The 17,855-nt window shown below is 68.5% G+C and carries 19 protein-coding genes and 1 pseudogene; 7 read left to right on the plus strand and 13 right to left on the minus strand.

Annotated features, from left to right (window positions below):
* Window positions 1–76 precede the first annotated feature (76 nt).
* The 10 genes and pseudogenes from K2Y56_RS00795 to rplU all read right to left on the minus strand — a co-directional run.
* A complete protein-coding gene (locus tag K2Y56_RS00795; protein WP_292503821.1) occupies window positions 77–1,399 on the minus strand; it encodes a S41 family peptidase in 1,323 nt (440 codons plus the stop codon).
* Window positions 1,399–2,685: a peptidoglycan DD-metalloendopeptidase family protein gene (locus K2Y56_RS00800; protein WP_292503916.1), complete on the minus strand. Its 1,287-nt coding sequence runs from the start codon at window positions 2,683–2,685 to the stop codon at window positions 1,399–1,401. The genes K2Y56_RS00795 and K2Y56_RS00800 overlap by 1 nt, the downstream gene beginning before the upstream one ends.
* Window positions 2,686–2,885: 200 nt before the next feature.
* Window positions 2,886–3,386 (minus strand): 23S rRNA (pseudouridine(1915)-N(3))-methyltransferase RlmH, encoded by a 501-nt coding sequence (rlmH, locus tag K2Y56_RS00805; RefSeq protein ID WP_292503823.1) that lies wholly within the window; start codon window positions 3,384–3,386, stop codon window positions 2,886–2,888.
* Window positions 3,387–3,416: 30 nt separating this feature from the next.
* Complete coding sequence (gene rsfS, locus K2Y56_RS00810) at window positions 3,417–3,851, minus strand: ribosome silencing factor (RefSeq protein WP_292503825.1); 435 nt, start codon at window positions 3,849–3,851, stop codon at window positions 3,417–3,419.
* Window positions 3,852–3,856: 5 nt separating this feature from the next.
* Window positions 3,857–4,510 (minus strand): nicotinate-nucleotide adenylyltransferase, encoded by a 654-nt coding sequence (locus K2Y56_RS00815; protein ID WP_292503917.1) that lies wholly within the window; start codon window positions 4,508–4,510, stop codon window positions 3,857–3,859.
* A 57-nt stretch (window positions 4,511–4,567) separates the two neighbouring features.
* Entirely contained in the window at window positions 4,568–5,809 is a 1,242-nt protein-coding gene (locus K2Y56_RS00820; protein WP_292503919.1) for a glutamate-5-semialdehyde dehydrogenase, read from the minus strand.
* A 146-nt stretch (window positions 5,810–5,955) separates the two neighbouring features.
* Window positions 5,956–7,077, minus strand: a complete 1,122-nt coding sequence (gene proB, locus K2Y56_RS00825) for a glutamate 5-kinase (RefSeq protein WP_292503828.1) — start codon at window positions 7,075–7,077, stop codon at window positions 5,956–5,958.
* A gap of 52 nt (window positions 7,078–7,129) precedes the next feature.
* Window positions 7,130–8,164, minus strand: coding sequence for a GTPase ObgE (obgE, locus tag K2Y56_RS00830; protein WP_292503831.1), 1,035 nt, complete (start codon window positions 8,162–8,164; stop codon window positions 7,130–7,132).
* Window positions 8,165–8,312: 148 nt separating this feature from the next.
* On the minus strand, window positions 8,313–8,579 hold the full coding sequence (gene rpmA, locus K2Y56_RS00835) for a 50S ribosomal protein L27 (RefSeq protein ID WP_292503833.1): 267 nt from the start codon (window positions 8,577–8,579) through the stop codon (window positions 8,313–8,315).
* A gap of 124 nt (window positions 8,580–8,703) precedes the next feature.
* A pseudogene (rplU, locus tag K2Y56_RS00840) lies at window positions 8,704–9,015 on the minus strand (50S ribosomal protein L21); the annotation flags it as partial.
* Between the two features lie 337 nt (window positions 9,016–9,352).
* Between rplU and K2Y56_RS00845 the strand changes: the two are divergent.
* Both K2Y56_RS00845 and K2Y56_RS00850 read left to right on the plus strand, forming a co-directional pair.
* Window positions 9,353–10,285 (plus strand): ABC transporter permease subunit, encoded by a 933-nt coding sequence (locus K2Y56_RS00845; protein WP_292503836.1) that lies wholly within the window; start codon window positions 9,353–9,355, stop codon window positions 10,283–10,285.
* A gap of 71 nt (window positions 10,286–10,356) precedes the next feature.
* On the plus strand, window positions 10,357–11,382 hold the full coding sequence (locus K2Y56_RS00850) for an ABC transporter permease (protein WP_292503921.1): 1,026 nt from the start codon (window positions 10,357–10,359) through the stop codon (window positions 11,380–11,382).
* Window positions 11,383–11,387: 5 nt separating this feature from the next.
* Here K2Y56_RS00850 and K2Y56_RS00855 read toward each other — a convergent pair whose 3' ends face one another.
* Window positions 11,388–11,585 (minus strand): hypothetical protein, encoded by a 198-nt coding sequence (locus tag K2Y56_RS00855; protein ID WP_292503839.1) that lies wholly within the window; start codon window positions 11,583–11,585, stop codon window positions 11,388–11,390.
* Window positions 11,586–11,707: 122 nt separating this feature from the next.
* Here K2Y56_RS00855 and K2Y56_RS00860 point away from each other — a divergent pair, with 122 nt between their 5' ends.
* Window positions 11,708–13,177 (plus strand): MFS transporter, encoded by a 1,470-nt coding sequence (locus tag K2Y56_RS00860; RefSeq protein WP_292503841.1) that lies wholly within the window; start codon window positions 11,708–11,710, stop codon window positions 13,175–13,177.
* Window positions 13,178–13,195: 18 nt separating this feature from the next.
* Here the strand turns inward: K2Y56_RS00860 and K2Y56_RS00865 are convergent, their stop codons facing one another.
* Window positions 13,196–13,897, minus strand: a complete 702-nt coding sequence (locus K2Y56_RS00865; protein ID WP_292503843.1) for an SDR family NAD(P)-dependent oxidoreductase — start codon at window positions 13,895–13,897, stop codon at window positions 13,196–13,198.
* 11 nt (window positions 13,898–13,908) lie between these two features.
* Window positions 13,909–14,382: a nucleoside deaminase gene (locus K2Y56_RS00870; RefSeq protein ID WP_292503845.1), complete on the minus strand. Its 474-nt coding sequence runs from the start codon at window positions 14,380–14,382 to the stop codon at window positions 13,909–13,911.
* A 170-nt stretch (window positions 14,383–14,552) separates the two neighbouring features.
* On the opposite strand from K2Y56_RS00870, the gene K2Y56_RS00875 reads away from it, so the two are divergent.
* From K2Y56_RS00875 to rsmD, 4 genes are all read left to right on the plus strand, one after another.
* Window positions 14,553–14,756 (plus strand): CsbD family protein, encoded by a 204-nt coding sequence (locus tag K2Y56_RS00875; RefSeq protein ID WP_292503848.1) that lies wholly within the window; start codon window positions 14,553–14,555, stop codon window positions 14,754–14,756.
* An 82-nt stretch (window positions 14,757–14,838) separates the two neighbouring features.
* Complete coding sequence (locus tag K2Y56_RS00880; RefSeq protein WP_292503849.1) at window positions 14,839–15,015, plus strand: DUF1328 domain-containing protein; 177 nt, start codon at window positions 14,839–14,841, stop codon at window positions 15,013–15,015.
* Window positions 15,016–15,152: 137 nt separating this feature from the next.
* Entirely contained in the window at window positions 15,153–17,282 is a 2,130-nt protein-coding gene (locus K2Y56_RS00885) for a pseudouridine synthase (RefSeq protein ID WP_292503850.1), read from the plus strand.
* Window positions 17,279–17,836, plus strand: a complete 558-nt coding sequence (rsmD, locus tag K2Y56_RS00890) for a 16S rRNA (guanine(966)-N(2))-methyltransferase RsmD (RefSeq protein WP_292503853.1) — start codon at window positions 17,279–17,281, stop codon at window positions 17,834–17,836. The genes K2Y56_RS00885 and rsmD overlap by 4 nt, the downstream gene beginning before the upstream one ends.
* Window positions 17,837–17,855 lie beyond the last annotated feature (19 nt).

Here is a 17,855-nt window from a genome sequence, read left to right on the forward strand (position 1 = left end):
CATTGAAGGCCGCTATGGTTAACGTTTGGCTAATTCACCGCCGAGCTTCACCACCCGGCAGCGGCTTGAGTCAGCATCAGTTCGGGACGGTCGCCTTCGGCGTGTTGGCCGCACCCTTCTGGATGCCGCGCAACAGGTCCATGGCGGCGATGAGCTGCTTGTCCTTGGCGGGGTCCGGCGGGATGTAGGCGGAGGAACCGCCGCGCTCTTCCGCATCCTTCTGCTTCAGGTGTCCCTTCAGGCCGGCTTCGCCCTTGGTCTCGTCCTTACCCTTGAGCTCGTCCGGGATCTCCTGCGTCACCTCGACGTCCGGCTCGATGCCCTTGGCCTGGATCGACCGGCCCGACGGCGTGTAGTAGCGCGCCGTCGTCAGGCGGAGCGCGCCGCTGCCGCCGAGCGGGATGATCGACTGCACGGAGCCCTTGCCGAAGGAACGGGTCCCCAGAACGGTGGCACGCTTGTGATCCTGGAGCGCGCCGGCCACGATCTCGGAGGCCGAGGCCGAACCACCGTTCACGAGCACGACCACGGGCTTGCCCTTGGTGTAGTCGCCGCCCTTGGCGGAGAACCGCTGGGTCTCGTCGGCATTGCGGCCGCGGGTCGAGACGATCTCGCCGCGATCGAGGAAAGCGTCGGAGACGAGCACGGCCTGGTCGAGAAGGCCACCGGGATTGTTGCGCAGGTCGAGCACGTAGCCTTTCAGCTTGTCCGCTCCGATCTCGGTCGTCACCTTGTCGATGGCCGAGCGCAGGCCGTCGAAGGTCTGCTCGTTGAACTGCGTCATGCGGATATAGCCGACGTCGCCGCCCTCGGCGCGCGAACGCACCGGCTTGATCTTGATCACGTCGCGATTGAGCGTGACGAGCAACGGCTCCTTCGCCTCCTTGCGGGTGATCTTGAGCTTCACCGGCGAGTTCACCGGTCCCCGCATCTTGTCGACCGCCTGATTCAGGGTAAGGCCCTGGACCTGATCGTCATCGATCTGCGTGATGATATCGTTGGTCATGATGCCGGCCTTGGAGGCAGGGGTGTCGTCGATCGGGGTGACGACCTTGATCAGGCCGTCCTCCATCGTCACCTCGATGCCGAGGCCGCCGAATTCGCCGCGGGTCTGCACCTGCATGTCGCGGAAGCTCTTGGAATCCATGTAGCTCGAATGCGGATCGAGCGAGGTCAGCATACCGTTGACCGCCGCCTCGATCAGCTTGGCCTCTTCAGGCTTCTCGACGTAGTCGGTGCGGACCTTCTCGAAAACGTCGCCGAACAGGCTGAGCTGGCGATAGGTCTCCGCGGAGGCGGCCACCGCGCTGGTTCCGGAGAGCAGATGGGTCTGGGTCGCGACGATCGATGTACCGGCGCCCAGAAACGCGCCGACCAGAACCAGGGATATCTTGCGCATTAGCCGCGAACCTTCTCGCTGGGGCTTTTGGCCCACCAAGGCTCCGGATCGATGGAGCCCCCGTCCTTCTTGAACTCGACGTAGAGCACCGGATCGTTGCGCCCACCGCCTGGCGGCACCGGATCGGGGCCGCCCTCCCCCATCACCGCCACCGGCTCTCCGGCAAGGACGAACTGTCCTACTTCGACGCTGATCTGATCCATGCCTGCCAACACCAGATAGTAGCCATCGCCGGCATTGATGATCAAGAGTCGCCCGTATGACCGGAATTGCCCGGCAAAGGACACCCAGCCATCGGCCGGCGACGAGACCACCGCCTTCGGCCGAGTGGCAAATGTGATGCCGCGGGCGGGGCTTCCAGTGCCGTCCGGCTGATTGAAACTGCGCACTAAATTGCCGCTCACCGGCCGTGGCAGGTCGCCGCGGGCGTCGGCGAACCGGATCTTCGGAGCGAGCCTCGCCGGGTCGCGCGTCCCCGCTGCGGCAAATCGTTCCTGCGTCGCGCGCGCCTCCCGCGTTTCGGCGTTCCGGGCCTCTTCGGCAGCCCGCCGAGCCGAGGCGACGTCGCTCTCCATCCGCTCCAGGAGCTCCTTCAAACTACGCGCCTGAAGCGCGAGTTCGGCGGTGCGCGCCCGTTCGGTCGCAATGCCGCTCTCGACTTCCGCGAGGCGCGTCCGGCGCGCCGTCATCAGGACGTTGAGGCGCTGCCGCTCCTTCGCCCAGCCGGCGAGATCGGTCTGCAGCGCTTGGCGGTCTCTGGCGATGACGCCCCTGAGCCGCACCATCTCGCCGAGGTCGGCCGCCAGGGTTTCGGCCTCCCCGCGCAGTTCCGGTACGACCGCGCCGAGCATCATCGAGGTACGGATCACGACGAGGACGTCCTCGGGCTGGACGAGTACCGCCGGCGGCGGGCGTCGGCCCATACGCTGCAGGGCCGCGAGGATCTCGGCGATGACGCCGCGCCTCGCTTCAAGGGAACGGCGGATCGCAGCCTCGCTCTCGGTCAGGGAGCGCAGGCGCTCCTCGAGCCGTGTCATCCGGTCTTCGGTCGCCTGGGATTGGCGGGCCGCATCGAGGAGGGCAGCATTGAGCTTCGCCCGGTCCCCTCCGATCGAGGCGATCTCGGCTTCGAGCTGTGCTTTGGCACTTGCGGATGCGGCAAGAGCCTCTTCGACACGCTTCAGGTTCTCGGCCCGCCGGGCCTTCTCGTCGAGGGATGCCTGGATCGCGTCGGAAGTCGCATTCGACGGCGGTGCCTGGCCGAAGACAGAATGGGCGCTTGCCAGCAGCCAGAGCGCGAGCGCGCCAATGGCTAGGCGCGCGGAGATGAAGCGCGGGTCCCCAATCCTGGAAGGAGAGGGACAGGGTGAGGCGAGCCTTCCATCCGGAGAAGTCACACGCCTCGCGCCGACCTTCTCCATCCACGTGAGGGAGCACCATGCAGGCTTCACGGTCATTGGGGGGACGGACGTCTGGCTCTGGCCTCTCATGCTTCGTCGGGGTCGCCGCGGTGATAGGGATGGCCGGACAGGATGGTGAGCGAGCGGTAAACCTGCTCCAGCGCGAGGACGCGCACAAGGCCGTGCGGCAGGGTCGCCGCCCCGAACGACAGCGCAAGGTCGGCTCTTGACCGCACGCTCGGGTCGAGCCCATCGGGCCCGCCGACGACGACGACGAGGGCGGGTTTCGCTTCATCCCGCCAGCCCGCGAGCCGCTCGGCGAGGGCAGGACTCGTCACGTCGCTTCGCCCTCGCTCGTCGTAGACGACGATGGCGGCTGCATTACCGCAATGAGAAAGGATCGCGGCCGCCTCCTCCGCGCAGCGGTCCGGTGCGCGGCGGGCGCGGCTCTCGGGGATCTCGACGACATCGCAGCCAGCAAAGCCGAGCCCGCGGGCCATCTGCGCCGAACGTTCCCGGTAGCGGGCCGCAAGATCGCGCTCCGGCCCGGCTTTCAGGCGACCGATCGCCGCTACGACGAGGCGCATGAGGCGATGCTTCTCGTCGTGCCGAGCCCGTCAGCCAGCCAAGAGTCCGGCCGGGCGGTCGACGCCCCACATCTTCTCGAGATTGTAGAAGCCCCGCACTTCGGGCCGGAAGATATGGACGATCACGTCGCCCGCATCGATCAGGACCCAATCGCAGGCCGGCAAGCCTTCGACGCGGGCATTGCCGAACCCCTTGGACTTCATGTCCTGGAGGATCCGGTCGGCGATGGCGCCGACATGGCGCTGGGACCGGCCCGAGGTGATGATCATCGTATCGGCCAAGGACGTCTTGCCGTTGAGGTCGATCTCGATCGTCTCCTCGGCCTTCATGTCCTCGATGCAATCGAGCGCAAGCGCCCGGAGATCGCCAATGGTCTTATCGGCTGCTGCGTCGGAACCCGCGGTTCCGTGGTTGATCGGCGAAGTCAGTGTCCTGGTTCCTCGACATGATGACGGGCTTGTCATCGTTCTTATCCTACTTGCCCGAGATTGATATCATCTCGGGTCGTTTTCAATAGTCCCGCGCGGTTCTCACCCATGCGCCGGATCGCGGTCGACGAGAGCTGCGAGCGCGGCCCATGCAGGAAGGTCCAGGCCGGGGCCGCCCTGTCGGCGAGTGTTGCCGCGTCCCGTTCGGGAAGGCGCCAGCGCGCCAAGGCTCGCGCAGCCCGGCCGACAGGCGCCGAGAGGGTGTAGCCAGGGCGGTCGATGACTGCGATCGGCATCAACTCGGCGATTTCGCGATATCCCTGCCAGCGGTGGAAGCCCGCGAGGCTGTCCGCACCCATGAGCCAGACGAAATGGACCGCCGGATGCCGCGAAACCAGGTAGCGCAGGCTTTGGCGGGTGTAGCGGGCGCCGATTTCGCTCTCGAAAGCGGTCACGGCGATCTGCGGATGGGCGGCGACCAACGCTGCCGCCGCGACCCGAACCGTGGCGGGTGCCAGCCGGTCCCGGTCCTTCAGGGGATTGCCCGGCGTGACCATCCACCAGATCCGGTCGAGGCCAAGGCGTCTCAGCGCCACCAGGCTGACATGGCGGTGGCCGGCATGGGCCGGGTCGAAGGACCCGCCATAGAGGCCGATCCGCATGCCCGGATAGGCCGGCGGCAGCCGCACCGGCAGGCCGGCATCAAGCCGACGCGGAAAGGGCAAGGCCTGCGAGGGCTTCGATCCGTGACGTCACGGGCGGGTCTGCCCGCTGCCGTGGACGCGATACTTGAAGGTGGTGAGCTGCTCGATGCCGACGGGCCCGCGGGCATGCATCCGGCCCGTGGCGATGCCGATCTCGGCGCCGAAGCCGAACTCGCCGCCATCGGCGAATTGCGTCGAGGCGTTATGGACCACAATCGCGGAATCGACCTCGGCGAGGAAGCGCGTCGCCTCGGCGTCGTCCTCGGTGACGATCGCATCGGTATGGTGCGAGCCGAAGCTCTCGATATGGGCGATGGCCGCGTCGAGGCCCTCGACCACACGAACCGCGATGATGGCGTCGAGATACTCGGTCCGCCAATCGGCCTCGGTCGCCGGCACGACGCGGTGATCCGCGGCCCGAACCGTCTCGTCGCCGCGGACTGCGCAGCCCGCCTCGATCAGCATCTCGACCAGCGGCTTGAGGTGGGTCTCGGCGCAGGCGCGATCGACCAGCAGGGTTTCGGCAGCGCCGCAGATGCCGGTTCGGCGCATCTTGCTGTTGAGCACGATGCTGCGCGCCATGGCGAGGTCCGCCGAGGCCGCGACGTAGACGTGGTTGATCCCGTCGAGATGGGCGAAGACCGGGACGCGCGCCTCGGCGTGGACCCGCTCGACGAGGCCGCGACCGCCGCGCGGCACGATCACGTCGATGCAGCCGTCCAGGCCCGACAGCATCGCACCGACGGCGGCGCGGTCCCGCGTCGGCACGATCTGGACGGCGTCGGCGGGCAGGCCCGAGGCCACGAGCCCGGCGCGCATGGTGTCGGCGATGGCGACAGCGGTACGATGGCTGTCCGATCCTGCTCGCAGGATCGCGGCGTTGCCGGCCTTGAGGCAGAGCCCGCCGGCATCGGCGGTCACGTTGGGCCGGCTCTCGAAGATGACTCCAATGACGCCGAGCGGGACCGCGATGCGCTCGATCAGCAGGCCGTTCGGCCGCTCGAAGGCGGCGACCTGACGGCCGACCGGATCGGGCAATGCCCCGATCTTCTCGACCGCTTCGGCGATGCCGGCGAGGCGCCCGGCATCGAGCGTGAGACGATCGATGAGCGCGCTCGTCTGTCCGGCAGCTTTCGCGGCGGCGACGTCGACCGCGTTCTCGGACAGGATCTCGGCGCCCGCAGCGCGCAGATGCTCCGCGATGGTCCGCAGGGCGATGTCCTTGGTCTGGGCCGAGGCGAGCGCGATGAGGCGGGCGGCCGCACGGGCGCGCCGGCCGATGCCGCGCATCTCGTCCGCGAGGCTGCCATCCAGGGCGAAATCGGGTCTCAGGTTCACGAAGGGCACCGCCATCTCCCCGCGGCATCGGAAATGGGCGGCCGCGCACGAAGCCGTCTCTCATGCCATCCGGGCTGCGGCAAAACAAGCTTCAGTACCTATTCGCCGACGATCGCCATGTCGTCGCGATGCACCATCTCCGCGCGGCCGGGATGTGTGAGGAACTCGGCGATCTCGCGGCTGGGACGGCCGATGATACGTGCCGCCTGATCGCTGTCATAAGCGACGAGGCCGCGGCCGAGGGTGCGGCCGGCCCGATCGCGGATGATGACGGCATCGCCGCGCCCGAAGCTGCCCTCGATCGCCTTCACGCCGACCGGCAGCAGGCTCGCCCCGACCTGCAGCGCCTTCGCCGCGCCTTCGTCGATGACGAGGACGCCGCGCGGCTCCAGCGATCCGGCAATCCAGGTCTTGCGCGCCGCCACGGGGTTCGAGCCGGACAGGAACCAGGTGCAGCGCCCTCCTTCGAGGATGGTGCGAAGGGGATTCTTCTCACGCCCGTCCGCGATGATCATGTGGGTGCCGCCGCCGACAGCGATCTGCGCCGCCTCGACCTTCGTGCGCATGCCGCCGCGGGACAATTCCGAGGCCGGGCCGCCGGCCATCGCTTCGATCTCGGGGGTGATCCGCTCGACGAGCGGAAGGTGCTGGGCGCTCGGGTCGCTCGCCGGGGGGGCCGTATAGAGGCCGTCGATATCCGAGAACAGCACCAGCACGTCTGCGCCGATCATCGTGGCGACGCGGGCGGCGAGGCGGTCGTTGTCGCCGTAGCGGATCTCGCTCGTCGCCACGGTGTCGTTCTCGTTGACGACGGGCACGGCGCGGACCTCGAGGAGCTTCAGCACGGTGGCACGGGCGTTGAGATAGCGCCGACGCTCCTCGGTATCCTGCGGCGTCACCAGGATCTGGCCCGCGACGATGCCGTGATGGCCGAGGGCCTCCGACCAGTAGCGCGCCAGCGCGATCTGCCCGACCGCCGCCGCCGCCTGGCTCTCCTCCAGCCGCAAGGTGCCCGGCGGATAGCCGAGCACGGTTCGCCCGAGGGCGATGGAGCCCGACGAAACCACGAGCACGTCGACGCCGCGTGCATGAAGGTCGGCGACATCCTCGGCGAGTGCAGCGAGCCAGGCATGCCGCAGCCGCCCGCGCTCACGATCGACGAGGAGCGCCGATCCGACCTTGATGACGACGCGGCGGAAATCTGGGAGCGAGGGAGTCATGATCTGCCTAGGGAAAGGCCAAGGCTTCCCGATAGCAGGCCTTCGCGTATGCTCAAGGCTGCCATGCCTCCGCCGGCTGCCTGGCAACCTCGGCGGCCTTGGCCTCCTGCATCTCGCGGGTGATCGCCCGCAGGGCATCCTGCACGCCGAGGCCGGTGGCCGAGGATAGGATCAGCGGCTTGACCTTCGCCGCCCGCTTCAAACGAGCCACCTGCTCCTTCAACGTATCGGAATCGACCACGTCGGACTTCGACAGGGCCACGATCTCCGGCTTGTCGGTGAGGCCCTGACCGTAGGCTTCGAGTTCCTTGCGGACGAGCTTGTAGGTCTTGCCGGCATGCTCGCTGCTGGCGTCCACGAGGTGGAGCAGCGCCCGGCAGCGCTCGACATGGGCGAGGAACTTGTCGCCTAGCCCGACGCCCTCATGCGCGCCCTCGATCAGGCCGGGGATATCGGCGAGCACGAACTCGCGCTCATCGGAGCGAACGACGCCGAGGCCGGGGTGGAGCGTCGTGAAGGGATAGTCGGCGATCTTCGGCTTTGCCGCCGTCACGGTTGCGAGGAAGGTCGACTTGCCGGCATTGGGCAGGCCCACCAGCCCGGCATCGGCGATGAGCTTGAGGCGAAGCCAGATCCACTGCTCGGTGCCCTCCAGGCCCGGATTGGCGTGTTTGGGCGCCCGGTTCGTCGAGGTGGTGAAATAGGCATTGCCGAAGCCGCCATTGCCGCCCTTGGCGAGGCGCACGCGCTGGCCGACATGGGTCATGTCGGCGATCAGTGTCTCGCCGTCCTCGGCCAGGATCTCGGTTCCGGCGGGAACCTTCAGCACCACGTCGGCCCCATTGGCGCCGTGGCGGTTCGAGCCCATGCCGTGCTCGCCCTTCTTTGCCTTGAAGTGCTGCTGGTAGCGGTAGTCGATCAGTGTGTTGAGGCCGTCGACGCACTCGACCCAGACGTCGCCGCCGCGCCCGCCATCGCCGCCATTGGGGCCGCCGAACTCGATGAACTTCTCGCGCCGGAACGCGACGCAGCCGGCGCCGCCGTCGCCGGAACGGACATAGACCTTGGCTTCGTCGAGGAATTTCACTTGTCGTCTCGCATTGCAGGTTCGGATCGGCGCGCCTGCGCGGACCGAATAGGACAAACGACAACGGGGAAGACGGTTTCCCATCTCCCCCGGGGTCTCGTTCGTTGATGAGCCGTCCGGTTAGGACGGCCCGCACGGAAGCGCGACGTTACTCGGCCGCTTCCTGGAACGGGATCACCGCTACGAAGGCGCGGCCGCGCTTGGTCTGAAACTCGACCCGGCCGTCGGCCTTGGCGAACAGGGTGTGGTCCGTGCCCATGCCGACGTTGACGCCGGGATGGAACTTGGTGCCGCGCTGGCGAACGATGATGTTGCCGGCGATGACGGCTTCCGAGCCGAACTTCTTCACGCCGAGGCGCTGGCCGGCCGAGTCGCGGCCGTTGCGGGACGAGCCGCCTGCTTTCTTGTGGGCCATCTGGGCTTACTCCGAGTGTCTGTGATGCGGGCTGAGATCAGGCTTCGGCGGAGGCGGTCGCCGGCAGGGGATCGGCCTTCAGGGCCTTGGCCTTGCGCTCGGGCGCCTTCGACGACTTGCCGCCCGCGCTGATCTCGGTGATGCGCACCACCGTGTGGTGCTGACGATGGCCCCGCTTGCGCCGGGAGTTCTGACGGCGGCGCTTCTTGAAGGCGATCACCTTCTTGTCGCGGCCGTGGGCGACGATCTCGCCGGTGACGCTGATGCCGGTGAGCATGGGGGCGCCGATTTCGGTCGCGCCCTCGCCGTCGGCGAACAGCAGAACCTCGCCGAAGGTGACGGATGAGCCCTCTTCGCCCTCGAGCGTGGCGATCGTGATGGTGTCGTTGGCGGCAACGCGATACTGCTTGCCGCCCGTCTTGATGACTGCGAACATCGTTCTCTCTCGTGTTCTCTGCCGGTCTCCGGCTCATGCCTGGACCGTCTTCTTGTTCAGGTCATCCGCGACACCGATCGAGCGATGCGCGAACGCGAAACGCGCGGACTTCGTCGAGGAAGCCGCGCGTTGCCGACGCTGGTTAGCCCCGATACGCATGATTTGTCAATGATGGAACGGCCAGCGCTCTCTGCGACGGGCTCCCTCGGCTGAGCTCTGGTCGCGCGCGGTGCCGATAAGGTCTGGCGCCCTTTGCAGATCGATCGGGCCGCGTCCAGAAATGAAAGGGGAGTAGGATGATCAGGACCATTTCCTCCCCCTGAGCCGGAGTCGCACGTTGCTCTATGTCCTCCGGCGGCTCCTCCAAGCCGTGCCGACGCTGTTCCTCGTCATCGCCGCCAGCTTCTTCCTGATGCGCCTGGCGCCGGGAGGACCCTTCGATCTTGAACGGCCGCTGCCGAAGGCGTCGATGGACAACCTCGCCCGCATCTACGGGCTCGACCAGCCGCTTGCCCTCCAGTTCGCCCGCTATCTCGGTTCGCTCCTTCGCGGCGATTTCGGTCCCTCCTTCTCGTTCCGCGACCTGACGGTCGTCGAGCTCTTCGCTCGCGGCCTGCCGGTCTCGATGACGCTCGGCGCCCTCGCACTCATGGTGGCTCTCGTCTGTGGAATCGGCCTCGGTGCTCTCGCCGCTTTCCGCCGCGGCGGCTTCTGGGATCGCACCTCAGGGCTCCTCGCGGGGGCGAGCCTCGCCGTTCCGAGCTTCGTCGTGGCGCCGCTCCTGCAGATCGTGTTCGGTCTGACCCTCCGCTGGCTGCCGGTCGGCGGCTGGGAGGGCGGTGCTCCGGGCCATCTCGTCCTGCCGGTGATCACCCTGGCGGTCCCACAGATCGGCAGCATCGCCCGCCTCACCCGCACGGCTCTGGTGGAGACCCTGAACGCCCAGCATGTTCGGACTCAGCGCGCCATGGGGCTGCCGCCGGCGAGGATCGCTCGCCACGCCCTGCGCGCTGCCCTGATCCCGGTCGTCGCGATCCTGGGGCCCACCGCTGCAGGCCTGCTGACGGGGTCCGTCGTCGTGGAGACCATCTTCGGCTTGCCAGGCATCGGTCGCTATTTCGTCGATGGTGCGCTCAACCGCGATTACACGCTGGTGATGGGCACCGTTGTGCTGGTGGCGGTCCTCGTCATGATCCTGAACCTCGTCGGCGACGTGGTCGCAGCATTGCTCGATCCGAGGGCAAGGCAACGGGCGAGGCTAGGCCGATGATGGGGCACGGGTCTCTCGGCCGGCTCGCGGCGACGCGCCTTGTCCGTAACCCCATCGGGCTCGCGGCGGCGATGATGCTGATGGCGGTGACGGTGGCCTGTCTTGTCGGCCCGTTCGTCACAGGCCACGCTCCGGGGCGGATCTATCCCGACCTCGTCAGGGTCGCGCCGAGCCTCGCGGCGCATCCGCGCGCCGACGACCTTCGGCCTGTCCTGGAGCGCCTTGCCTTCCGGATGCGCCTGCGCCTCGATGACGTCGCCCAGGAAGACGGAAAGGTCCGGCTCACCCTCTCCTCGGAGCTCAGGACCGACCCGCGCGTCCTCACCTATCTGCCGCGCTCGGATCTCTTCGGCGAGCCCACGATCCTGGCGCGGGAGGATGAGGGACGACGCCTCGTCGTCTCGGCTCCCGTGCGAGAACTTCGCTTCCTCCTCGGCACGGACGCCCTCGGGCGCGACATCCTCACCCGCAGCCTCGTCGCGGGTCGCGTCTCCCTGCTGATCGGCCTCGTCGCGACCGTCGTGGCGCTTATGGTCGGGGTGAGTTACGGCGCCGTCGCGGGCTATGTCGGCGGAGCTTTGGACGCCGTGATGATGCGCCTCGTCGACATCCTCTATGCCCTGCCATTCGTCTTCTTCGTCATCGTCCTTCTCGTCTTCTTCCGCTCCAGCCTCGGCCTGATCCTGGTAGCGATCGGGGCGGTCGAATGGCTCGACATGGCAAGGCTTGTGCGGGCGCAGACGATAGCCCTGCGCGGTCGCGACTTCGTCCGTGCCGCCGAGGCGCTGGGGCGGCCCGCCGGCGCCATCCTCCGCCACCACATCGTGCCCAACACCCTCGGGCCGGTGGTGGTCGCGGCGACGGGCCTGGTACCACGGGTGATCCTGCTCGAAAGCTTCCTGTCCTTCCTCGGGCTCGGGGTGCAGGAGCCGGCGACGAGCTGGGGCGGCCTCATCGCTGAAGGAGCCCGCGCCCTGGAGAGCGCGCCCTGGATACTCGCCGGGCCGGCTGCCTTCCTCGTCGCTACCCTGGTCTCCCTCAACCTCCTCGGCGACGCCCTGGCGGACGCCCTCGACCCGCGCCTGCGCGAGGCCTGACGCCTTCAGCGCGTCTCGATAAGGGGTTGGTAGACGATCCTGACCGGCTGTCGCTCGTTCGTCCGAAGCTCCGCGGCGAGGGCCGCCATCGGCCTGGGGGCAGGCGGCAAGGGCGGAGGACGGTCGTCGCTTGCGTGGATCGCGGCCACGAGCAACACGGCGAGGGCAGCGGCGAGGAGGATGTCGTGGCGAAGGCGGCGCATCGTCAAGGCGAACCCGTGGGAACGCCGCAGCATTGGCAGCCGAAGGTGAAGGGCCCGGGGAACGAAAGCGATTCGCGCCGGCTTCTGCACTCGTCTCTTGAGTCAGCGTTAACGAGGGGTCGATGGCGAGCAGATCCGGATCAGCGACAGCGGCCGAGCGAGTCCCGATGGGGACCGTCATCGATACCGACGTCTCCGCCCGGCTCGACCGCCTGCCCTGGGGCCGCTTCCACGTCCTCGTCATCGTCGCGCTCGGCATCACCTGGGTGCTCGACGGCCTCGAGGTGACCCTGGCCGGCTCCCTCGTGGGTGCCTTGCGGAAGGAGCCGATGAGCTTCACCGAGTTCGATGTCGGCCTCGCCGCGAGCTCCTACCTTGTCGGCGCTGTCGTCGGCGCCCTCGGCTTCGGCTGGCTCACCGACCGGATCGGACGCAAGAAGCTGTTCTTCATCACCCTCGCGGTCTATCTGTCGGCCACGGCGGCAACGGGATTGTCCTGGGATATCTGGAGCTTCTGCATCTTCCGCTTTCTCACCGGGGCGGGGATCGGCGGCGAGTACACGGCGATCAACTCGACGATCCAGGAACTGGTCCCCGCGCGCGTGCGCGGCTGGACCGACCTCGTCATCAACGGCTCGTTCTGGATCGGGGCGGCCGGCGGCTCGTTCCTGTCGATCGTGCTCCTGCGCGCCGACGTCATCGACCCGGCCTGGGGATGGCGCGTCGCCTTCTTCATCGGCGGCGGCATCGGCCTCGCCATCCTGCTCCTGCGTACCTGGATTCCGGAGAGCCCGCGCTGGCTTGCCACCCATGGCTACCTCGCCGAAGCCGACCGTGTCGTCGCCGGCATCGAGAAGCGCTTCACCGACGAGGGTCATACCCTGCCTCCGATCGACGAGGCCAAGCGCCTGAAGCTCAGGACCCGCAGCCACACCCCGCTCGGCGAGGTGTTCAGCACGATGCTCGTCGGCCATCGCAAGCAGACGATGGTCGGGCTAGCCCTGATGATAGCGCAGGCCTTCTTCTACAACGCCCTGTTCTTCACCTACGCCCTGGTTCTGCAGCGCTTCTACGGCGTGCCGGACGATCATGTCGGCTGGTACCTGCTGCCCTTCGCACTCGGATCGTTCCTCGGGCCGCTGCTGCTCGGGCGCCTGTTCGACACCATCGGGCGCAGGCCCATGATCGCCTTCACCTACGGCATCTCGGCCGTGCTGCTGGCGATCACCGGATACCTGTTCAAGATCGAAGTGTTCGGCCCCGTCGGCCAGACCGCGGCCTGGATGGTGGTGTTCTTCTTCGCCTCGGCCGCGGCGAGCGCCGCCTACCTCACCGTGGCCGAGACCTTCCCGCTGGAAATCCGGGCGCTCGCCATCGCGGTGTTCTACGCGCTGGGTACTGGTATCGGCGGCGTCTCCGGCCCGCTCCTGTTCGGAGCTCTCGTCGAGACCGGCTCGCGGGACAACGTCCTCATCGGCTACGCGATCGGCGCCGTGCTGATGCTGGTCGCCGCGATCGTAGGAGGCATCTGGGGCACGGCTGCCGAGGGGAAATCGCTGGAGGACGTGTCGAAGCCGCTGGCGGCGGCGTGAGGACCGCCAAAAAACCGATCAGAACCGCTCCACCCACGGCCGCAGCTCGATCTCCGACGTCCAGGCGCTGCGATACTGACGCAGGAGGTCGCGATAGGCCCGCGCGATGGCGTTCGGGTCGAGGGTGCTGTCGGGCGCGTCTGCCGGTTCGGGTCGTTCCTCGCCGCGGATCACGCCGTCGATGACGACGTGGGCGACGTGGATGCCCTTCGGCTGGAGTTCGCGCGAAAGGCTCTGGGCGAGGCCGCGCAGGGCGAACTTGCCCATCGCGAAGGGCGAGGAGCCGGCATAGCCTTTCACGCTCGCGGAGGCGCCGGTGAACAGGATCGCTCCATGGCGGGCGGGGAGCATCCGCCGGGCGGCGGCCTGGGCGACCAGGAAGCCGCCATGGGCCGTGATCATCAGCGACTGGGCCACGACCTGCGGATCGAGGTTGTCGATCGTCCCGCGCAGGCGGGCGCTGGCATTGTAGATGACGACGTCGGGCGGTCCGCCGAGCGCCGGCTCGATCCGCGCGAACAGAGCCTCGACCTGCGAGGCGTCGCTCGCGTCGCATGCATAAACCGCCGCCCCGGTCTCGCGTGCCAGGTCGTCGAGGGTATCGGTGCGACGGGCGGCAAGCCCGATGCGCAGGCCGTCGGCTGCGAGGAGACGGGCGAGGGAGGCGCTCAGCCCGGACCCGGCTCCGACGATCAGGGCGCGCTCGTAATGCGGGACCATGCTGTTTTCCCTCACCCCTCGCGCCGCTCCGAGAAGAACGCGCGCAGCAGATCGGCCGCCTCGCTCTCCCGTAGCCCGCCATAGACCTCGGGGACATGGTGACAGGTCGGCTGGTTGAACACCCGGGGTCCGTGCTCGACCCCGCCGCCCTTCGAGTCATAGGCCGAGAAATAGACCCGGCGGATCCGCGCCAGGGAGATCGCAGCGGCGCACATCGGACACGGCTCCAGCGTGACGTAGAGGTCGCAGCCGAGGAGGCGCTCGTTCGACAGCGCGTAGCAGGCGGCGCGGATCGCCAGGATCTCGGCGTGAGCGGTCGGGTCGCTAAGGGCGCGGGGCCGGTTATGCGCGATCGCCAGGATCGCGCCGTTCCGCACGACGACGGCGCCAACGGGAACCTCGCCTTCCCTCGCCGCCTCTCTGGCCGCCGCGAAGGCGAGCCCGAAAGGGTCGACAGGACCGTGATTTTGGATCGCTTCGCTCACCGGGACGTTTCTAGTCACAGGGCTCGGCAGGAACAAACCGATTTCCGCTCAATCGCCTCCCGGTCCTTCAACCTTGGCGCCTCAATGTTAACGGGCGGAACATTCGGTCTCTCAGCCCGTTGGTCCGACAACGCGGCTGTTACGCCAAGCGAGAATTCGAGGAGCGCACCATGAGCAGCAGCACCGACAAGATCAAAGGTCTCGCCAACGAAGCGGTCGGCAACGCCAAGCAGGGCATCGGGCAGGCGACAGGCAACGACAAGCTCAACGCCGAAGGCAAGGCCCAGGAGCTCGAGGGCGAGGGCCAGCAGACCGTCGGCAACGTCAAGGATGGCGTCAAGAACGCTGCCGACACGGTCAAGCGCAGCGTCTGATCGTCGACACGTCAATCATACTTCTTACCCGACACAGGGGCGGCGGCCCGGCTAGGCTGCCGCAATACAAAAGGAGAACACCATGATCGGCTGGGCTGTTACGTTTCTCGTCGTCGCCGTGATCGCAGCCCTCCTGGGCTTCGGCGGCATCGCCGGCACCGCGGTGGAAGCTGCCAAGATCGTCTTCTTCGTGGCCATCGCGCTGTTCCTGATCTCGGCGGTGTTCGGCGTGGTGCGCGGACGCTCGCCAAGGATCTAGCGTCCTGGCGAATTCTTGGAACTGAAAGGAAAAGGTGGCTTCGGCCGCCTTTTTCTCGTCGAGGAGCCAGCGAACGGGAACGCTGGTCCTCAATAGATCATCTCGCAACGGGCAACCCGCTCTGTTATGGGGCAGGAATGAACGACATTTCAGACGATACGGCGGGCGGGTCCGACGACGCGCGCGGCACCGACACGACGCCCGTGGCAGACGCCTCCCCCACCGCGACGAAAGCGGCCGAAGCCTGGGCACCGAATACCGATGCGGGCGTGCCTGGCCCCTCCGACGAGGAGAAGCCGAAGGTGCGCAAGGCCGCAGCTCCGGCTCGCGGCGGTGATGCGCCATTGAAGCGCCGCCCTGCTGTGCCGCGGCCGGCCAAGATCGCCGAGACATCCGACGAGCCGACCCCCGAGGGCGACCGCATCGCCAAGGTGATCGCCCGCGCCGGTATTGCGTCGCGCCGCGATGTCGAGGCGATGATCGAGCAGGGCCGCGTCAGCCTCAACGGCAAGGTTCTGGCCTCGCCGGCAATCAATGTCACTGATGCCGACGTCATCATGGTCGATGGCGAGCCGCTTCCGATCCGCGAGCGCACCCGCCTCTGGATCTTCCACAAGCCACGCGGCCTCGTCACCACTGCCCGCGACCCTGAGGGCCGCCAGACGGTGTTCGAGTCGCTGCCCGAGGATCTGCCCCGGGTCGTGGCGATCGGCCGGCTCGACATCAATACCGAGGGCCTCCTGCTCCTCACCAACGATGGCGGCCTCGCCAAGGTGATCGCGCATCCCGATACCGGCTGGCTGCGGCGCTACCGCGTCCGTGCCCATGGCGATACCAGCCAGGCGGAGCTCGACAAATTGCGCAAGGGCGTCACCATCGACGGAATGGATTACGGCCCCGTCGATGCGGTGCTCGACCGCGCGTCGGGCGACAACCTCTGGCTGACGCTCGGCCTGCGCGAGGGCAAGAACCGGGAGGTCAAGCGAATCCTCGAACATCTCGGCCTCGCGGTGAACCGGCTGATCCGGCTTTCGTTCGGCCCATTCCAGCTCGGCGACCTCGAAGTCGGCCTCGTCGAGGAGATCAAGACCAAGGTCTTGAAGGAACAGCTCGGCCCGGCTCTTTCCGAACAGGCCGGCGTCGATTTCGCGAGCCCGGTCCGCGAGCCGATCGCCCCGTTCGGCTCCCCGAAGCAACAGGCCAAACAGCCGGCCCGATCGGCTTCCGCCGCACGAGGCGCCGAGCGCGAGCGCGGCGACGAGGCGCCGCGCGGTGCCCGCGGCGGCTCGGATCGCGGACCGCCGCGAGGTGGCGACCGCCAAATGCGACCGGCGACGCCGGCACGGGTGCCGACCGGCGGTTCCTCCGCGGGGCCGCGCCGTTCGGTCTGGCGGGCCGAGGATGAGGCCCCGGCCGATGACGGCCCGCGTAAGGTCCGGATTCCACGCCGCGGCGCTGACCCCAAGGCCGAGCGCGAGGTCGCGGCAGCCCGGGACCGCGAGCGCGTCGGCGCCATCAAGACCGGCGTGCGCCGGGTGCTGGTCGAGCGCCTGAAGGCGACGCCGCAGGAGCCCGCGCCCGAGCCGCATCGGCGCGATCGCGGCGCCCGCCGCAGCGAAGGACAGGCGGACACGCGCCCTGCTCGCCGCGTCGAGGCTGCCGAGCCCGCCCGCGCCCCCCGTTCCCCCTCGCCGAGGCCGCCGGCCCGGCGCGACGACCGTGACGAACGCCCCGCTCGTCGCGCGGAGGGCGAGGCTCGCCCGCCCCGCGGCAATACCGAGAGCCGCCCTCCCCGTCGCGAGGGCGCGGCTCCCCGTCCCTTCCGCCGCGAGGCGAGTTCCGAGCGAGCGAGTTCCGATGGCGCGCGTCCGGATCGCGGCGACCGCGGTGCCGCGCCTTTCGGCGATCGTTCGCGCGGGCGCGGCAATGGCGGCGAAGGCGGCAATCCACGCGAGCGCGGAGAGAAGCCGGGCGGCTTCCGTGGCGAACGCCCGGGCGGCGAGCGCGGCGGCTTCAAGGCGGGCGGCAAGCCGGGAGGCTTCAAGGCTTCAGGAGCCGGCGGTGAGCGGTCGGGGCCGGAGCGCGGCGGCTTCAAGGGCGGCGCCAAGCCTGGGGGCTTCAAGGCCGGCGGCAGACCTGGCGGGTCGAGGCCGGGCGGCGCGAAGCCCGGAGGGTTCGGCGCCAAGCCGGGCGGCCGGCCCGGCGGTGGTGGGCGACCTGGCGGCGGGGCTGGCGGCGGCCGTCCGCCGCGCGGCGGTGCCCGGTGAGGATCGTCGGCGGCGCCCATCGGGGGCGCCGGCTCGCGACGCCGAAGTCGGACGCCATCCGCCCGACTTCGGATCGCCTGCGCGAAGCCGTCTTCAATGTGCTCGTCCACGCCTATGACGATCCCCTACCCGGCGCGCGGGTGCTCGATCTCTTCGCCGGCACTGGCGCCCTGAGCTTCGAGGCACTCTCGCGCGGGGCCGCTTATGCGCTTCTCGTCGACGAGGGCGCCGAGGCGCGTGGACTCATCCGCGACAACATCGAGGCCTTCGGGGCCGAGGGCGTGACGCGCCTGTTCCGGCGCGATGCGACCAAGCTCGGACCGGTCGGGACCAGCGGCACCTTCTCGGTCGTCTTCTGCGATCCGCCCTACAACCGCGATCTCGCCCCGCTGGCGCTCCGCTCGGCGGCGGAGGGCGGCTGGCTCGCACCGGGTGCCCTCGCGATCATCGAGGAGGCGGCCATTGTTAATGTAGCTCTGCCGGAAGGCTTCACCGAGCTGGAGCGACGGGTCTACGGCGACACGGCCATCGCCTTCGCGCGTTTCCGGGCCTGATCCAAGTAGACACCTGATC

Source organism: Methylobacterium sp. (assembly GCF_019745455.1).
Classification (GTDB): domain Bacteria; phylum Pseudomonadota; class Alphaproteobacteria; order Rhizobiales; family Beijerinckiaceae; genus Methylobacterium.

Excerpts from the sequence above, each read along its gene's own strand:
- K2Y56_RS00850 (WP_292503921.1), top strand. The coding sequence starts at position 10,357 with ATGATGCTGATGGCGGTGACGGTGGCCTGTCTTGTCGGCCCGTTCGTC.
- proB (WP_292503828.1), bottom strand. The coding sequence starts at position 7,077 with ATGACTCCCTCGCTCCCAGATTTCCGCCGCGTCGTCATCAAGGTCGGA.
- K2Y56_RS00795 (WP_292503821.1), bottom strand. The coding sequence starts at position 1,399 with ATGCGCAAGATATCCCTGGTTCTGGTCGGCGCGTTTCTGGGCGCCGGT.
- K2Y56_RS00855 (WP_292503839.1), bottom strand. The coding sequence starts at position 11,585 with ATGCGCCGCCTTCGCCACGACATCCTCCTCGCCGCTGCCCTCGCCGTG.
- K2Y56_RS00820 (WP_292503919.1), bottom strand. The coding sequence starts at position 5,809 with ATGCGCGGCATCGGCCGGCGCGCCCGTGCGGCCGCCCGCCTCATCGCG.
- K2Y56_RS00885 (WP_292503850.1), top strand. The coding sequence starts at position 15,153 with ATGAACGACATTTCAGACGATACGGCGGGCGGGTCCGACGACGCGCGC.
- K2Y56_RS00880 (WP_292503849.1), top strand. The coding sequence starts at position 14,839 with ATGATCGGCTGGGCTGTTACGTTTCTCGTCGTCGCCGTGATCGCAGCC.
- K2Y56_RS00865 (WP_292503843.1), bottom strand. The coding sequence starts at position 13,897 with ATGGTCCCGCATTACGAGCGCGCCCTGATCGTCGGAGCCGGGTCCGGG.
- rlmH (WP_292503823.1), bottom strand. The coding sequence starts at position 3,386 with ATGCGCCTCGTCGTAGCGGCGATCGGTCGCCTGAAAGCCGGGCCGGAG.
- K2Y56_RS00860 (WP_292503841.1), top strand. The coding sequence starts at position 11,708 with ATGGCGAGCAGATCCGGATCAGCGACAGCGGCCGAGCGAGTCCCGATG.
- rsfS (WP_292503825.1), bottom strand. The coding sequence starts at position 3,851 with ATGACAAGCCCGTCATCATGTCGAGGAACCAGGACACTGACTTCGCCG.
- K2Y56_RS00875 (WP_292503848.1), top strand. The coding sequence starts at position 14,553 with ATGAGCAGCAGCACCGACAAGATCAAAGGTCTCGCCAACGAAGCGGTC.
- rpmA (WP_292503833.1), bottom strand. The coding sequence starts at position 8,579 with ATGGCCCACAAGAAAGCAGGCGGCTCGTCCCGCAACGGCCGCGACTCG.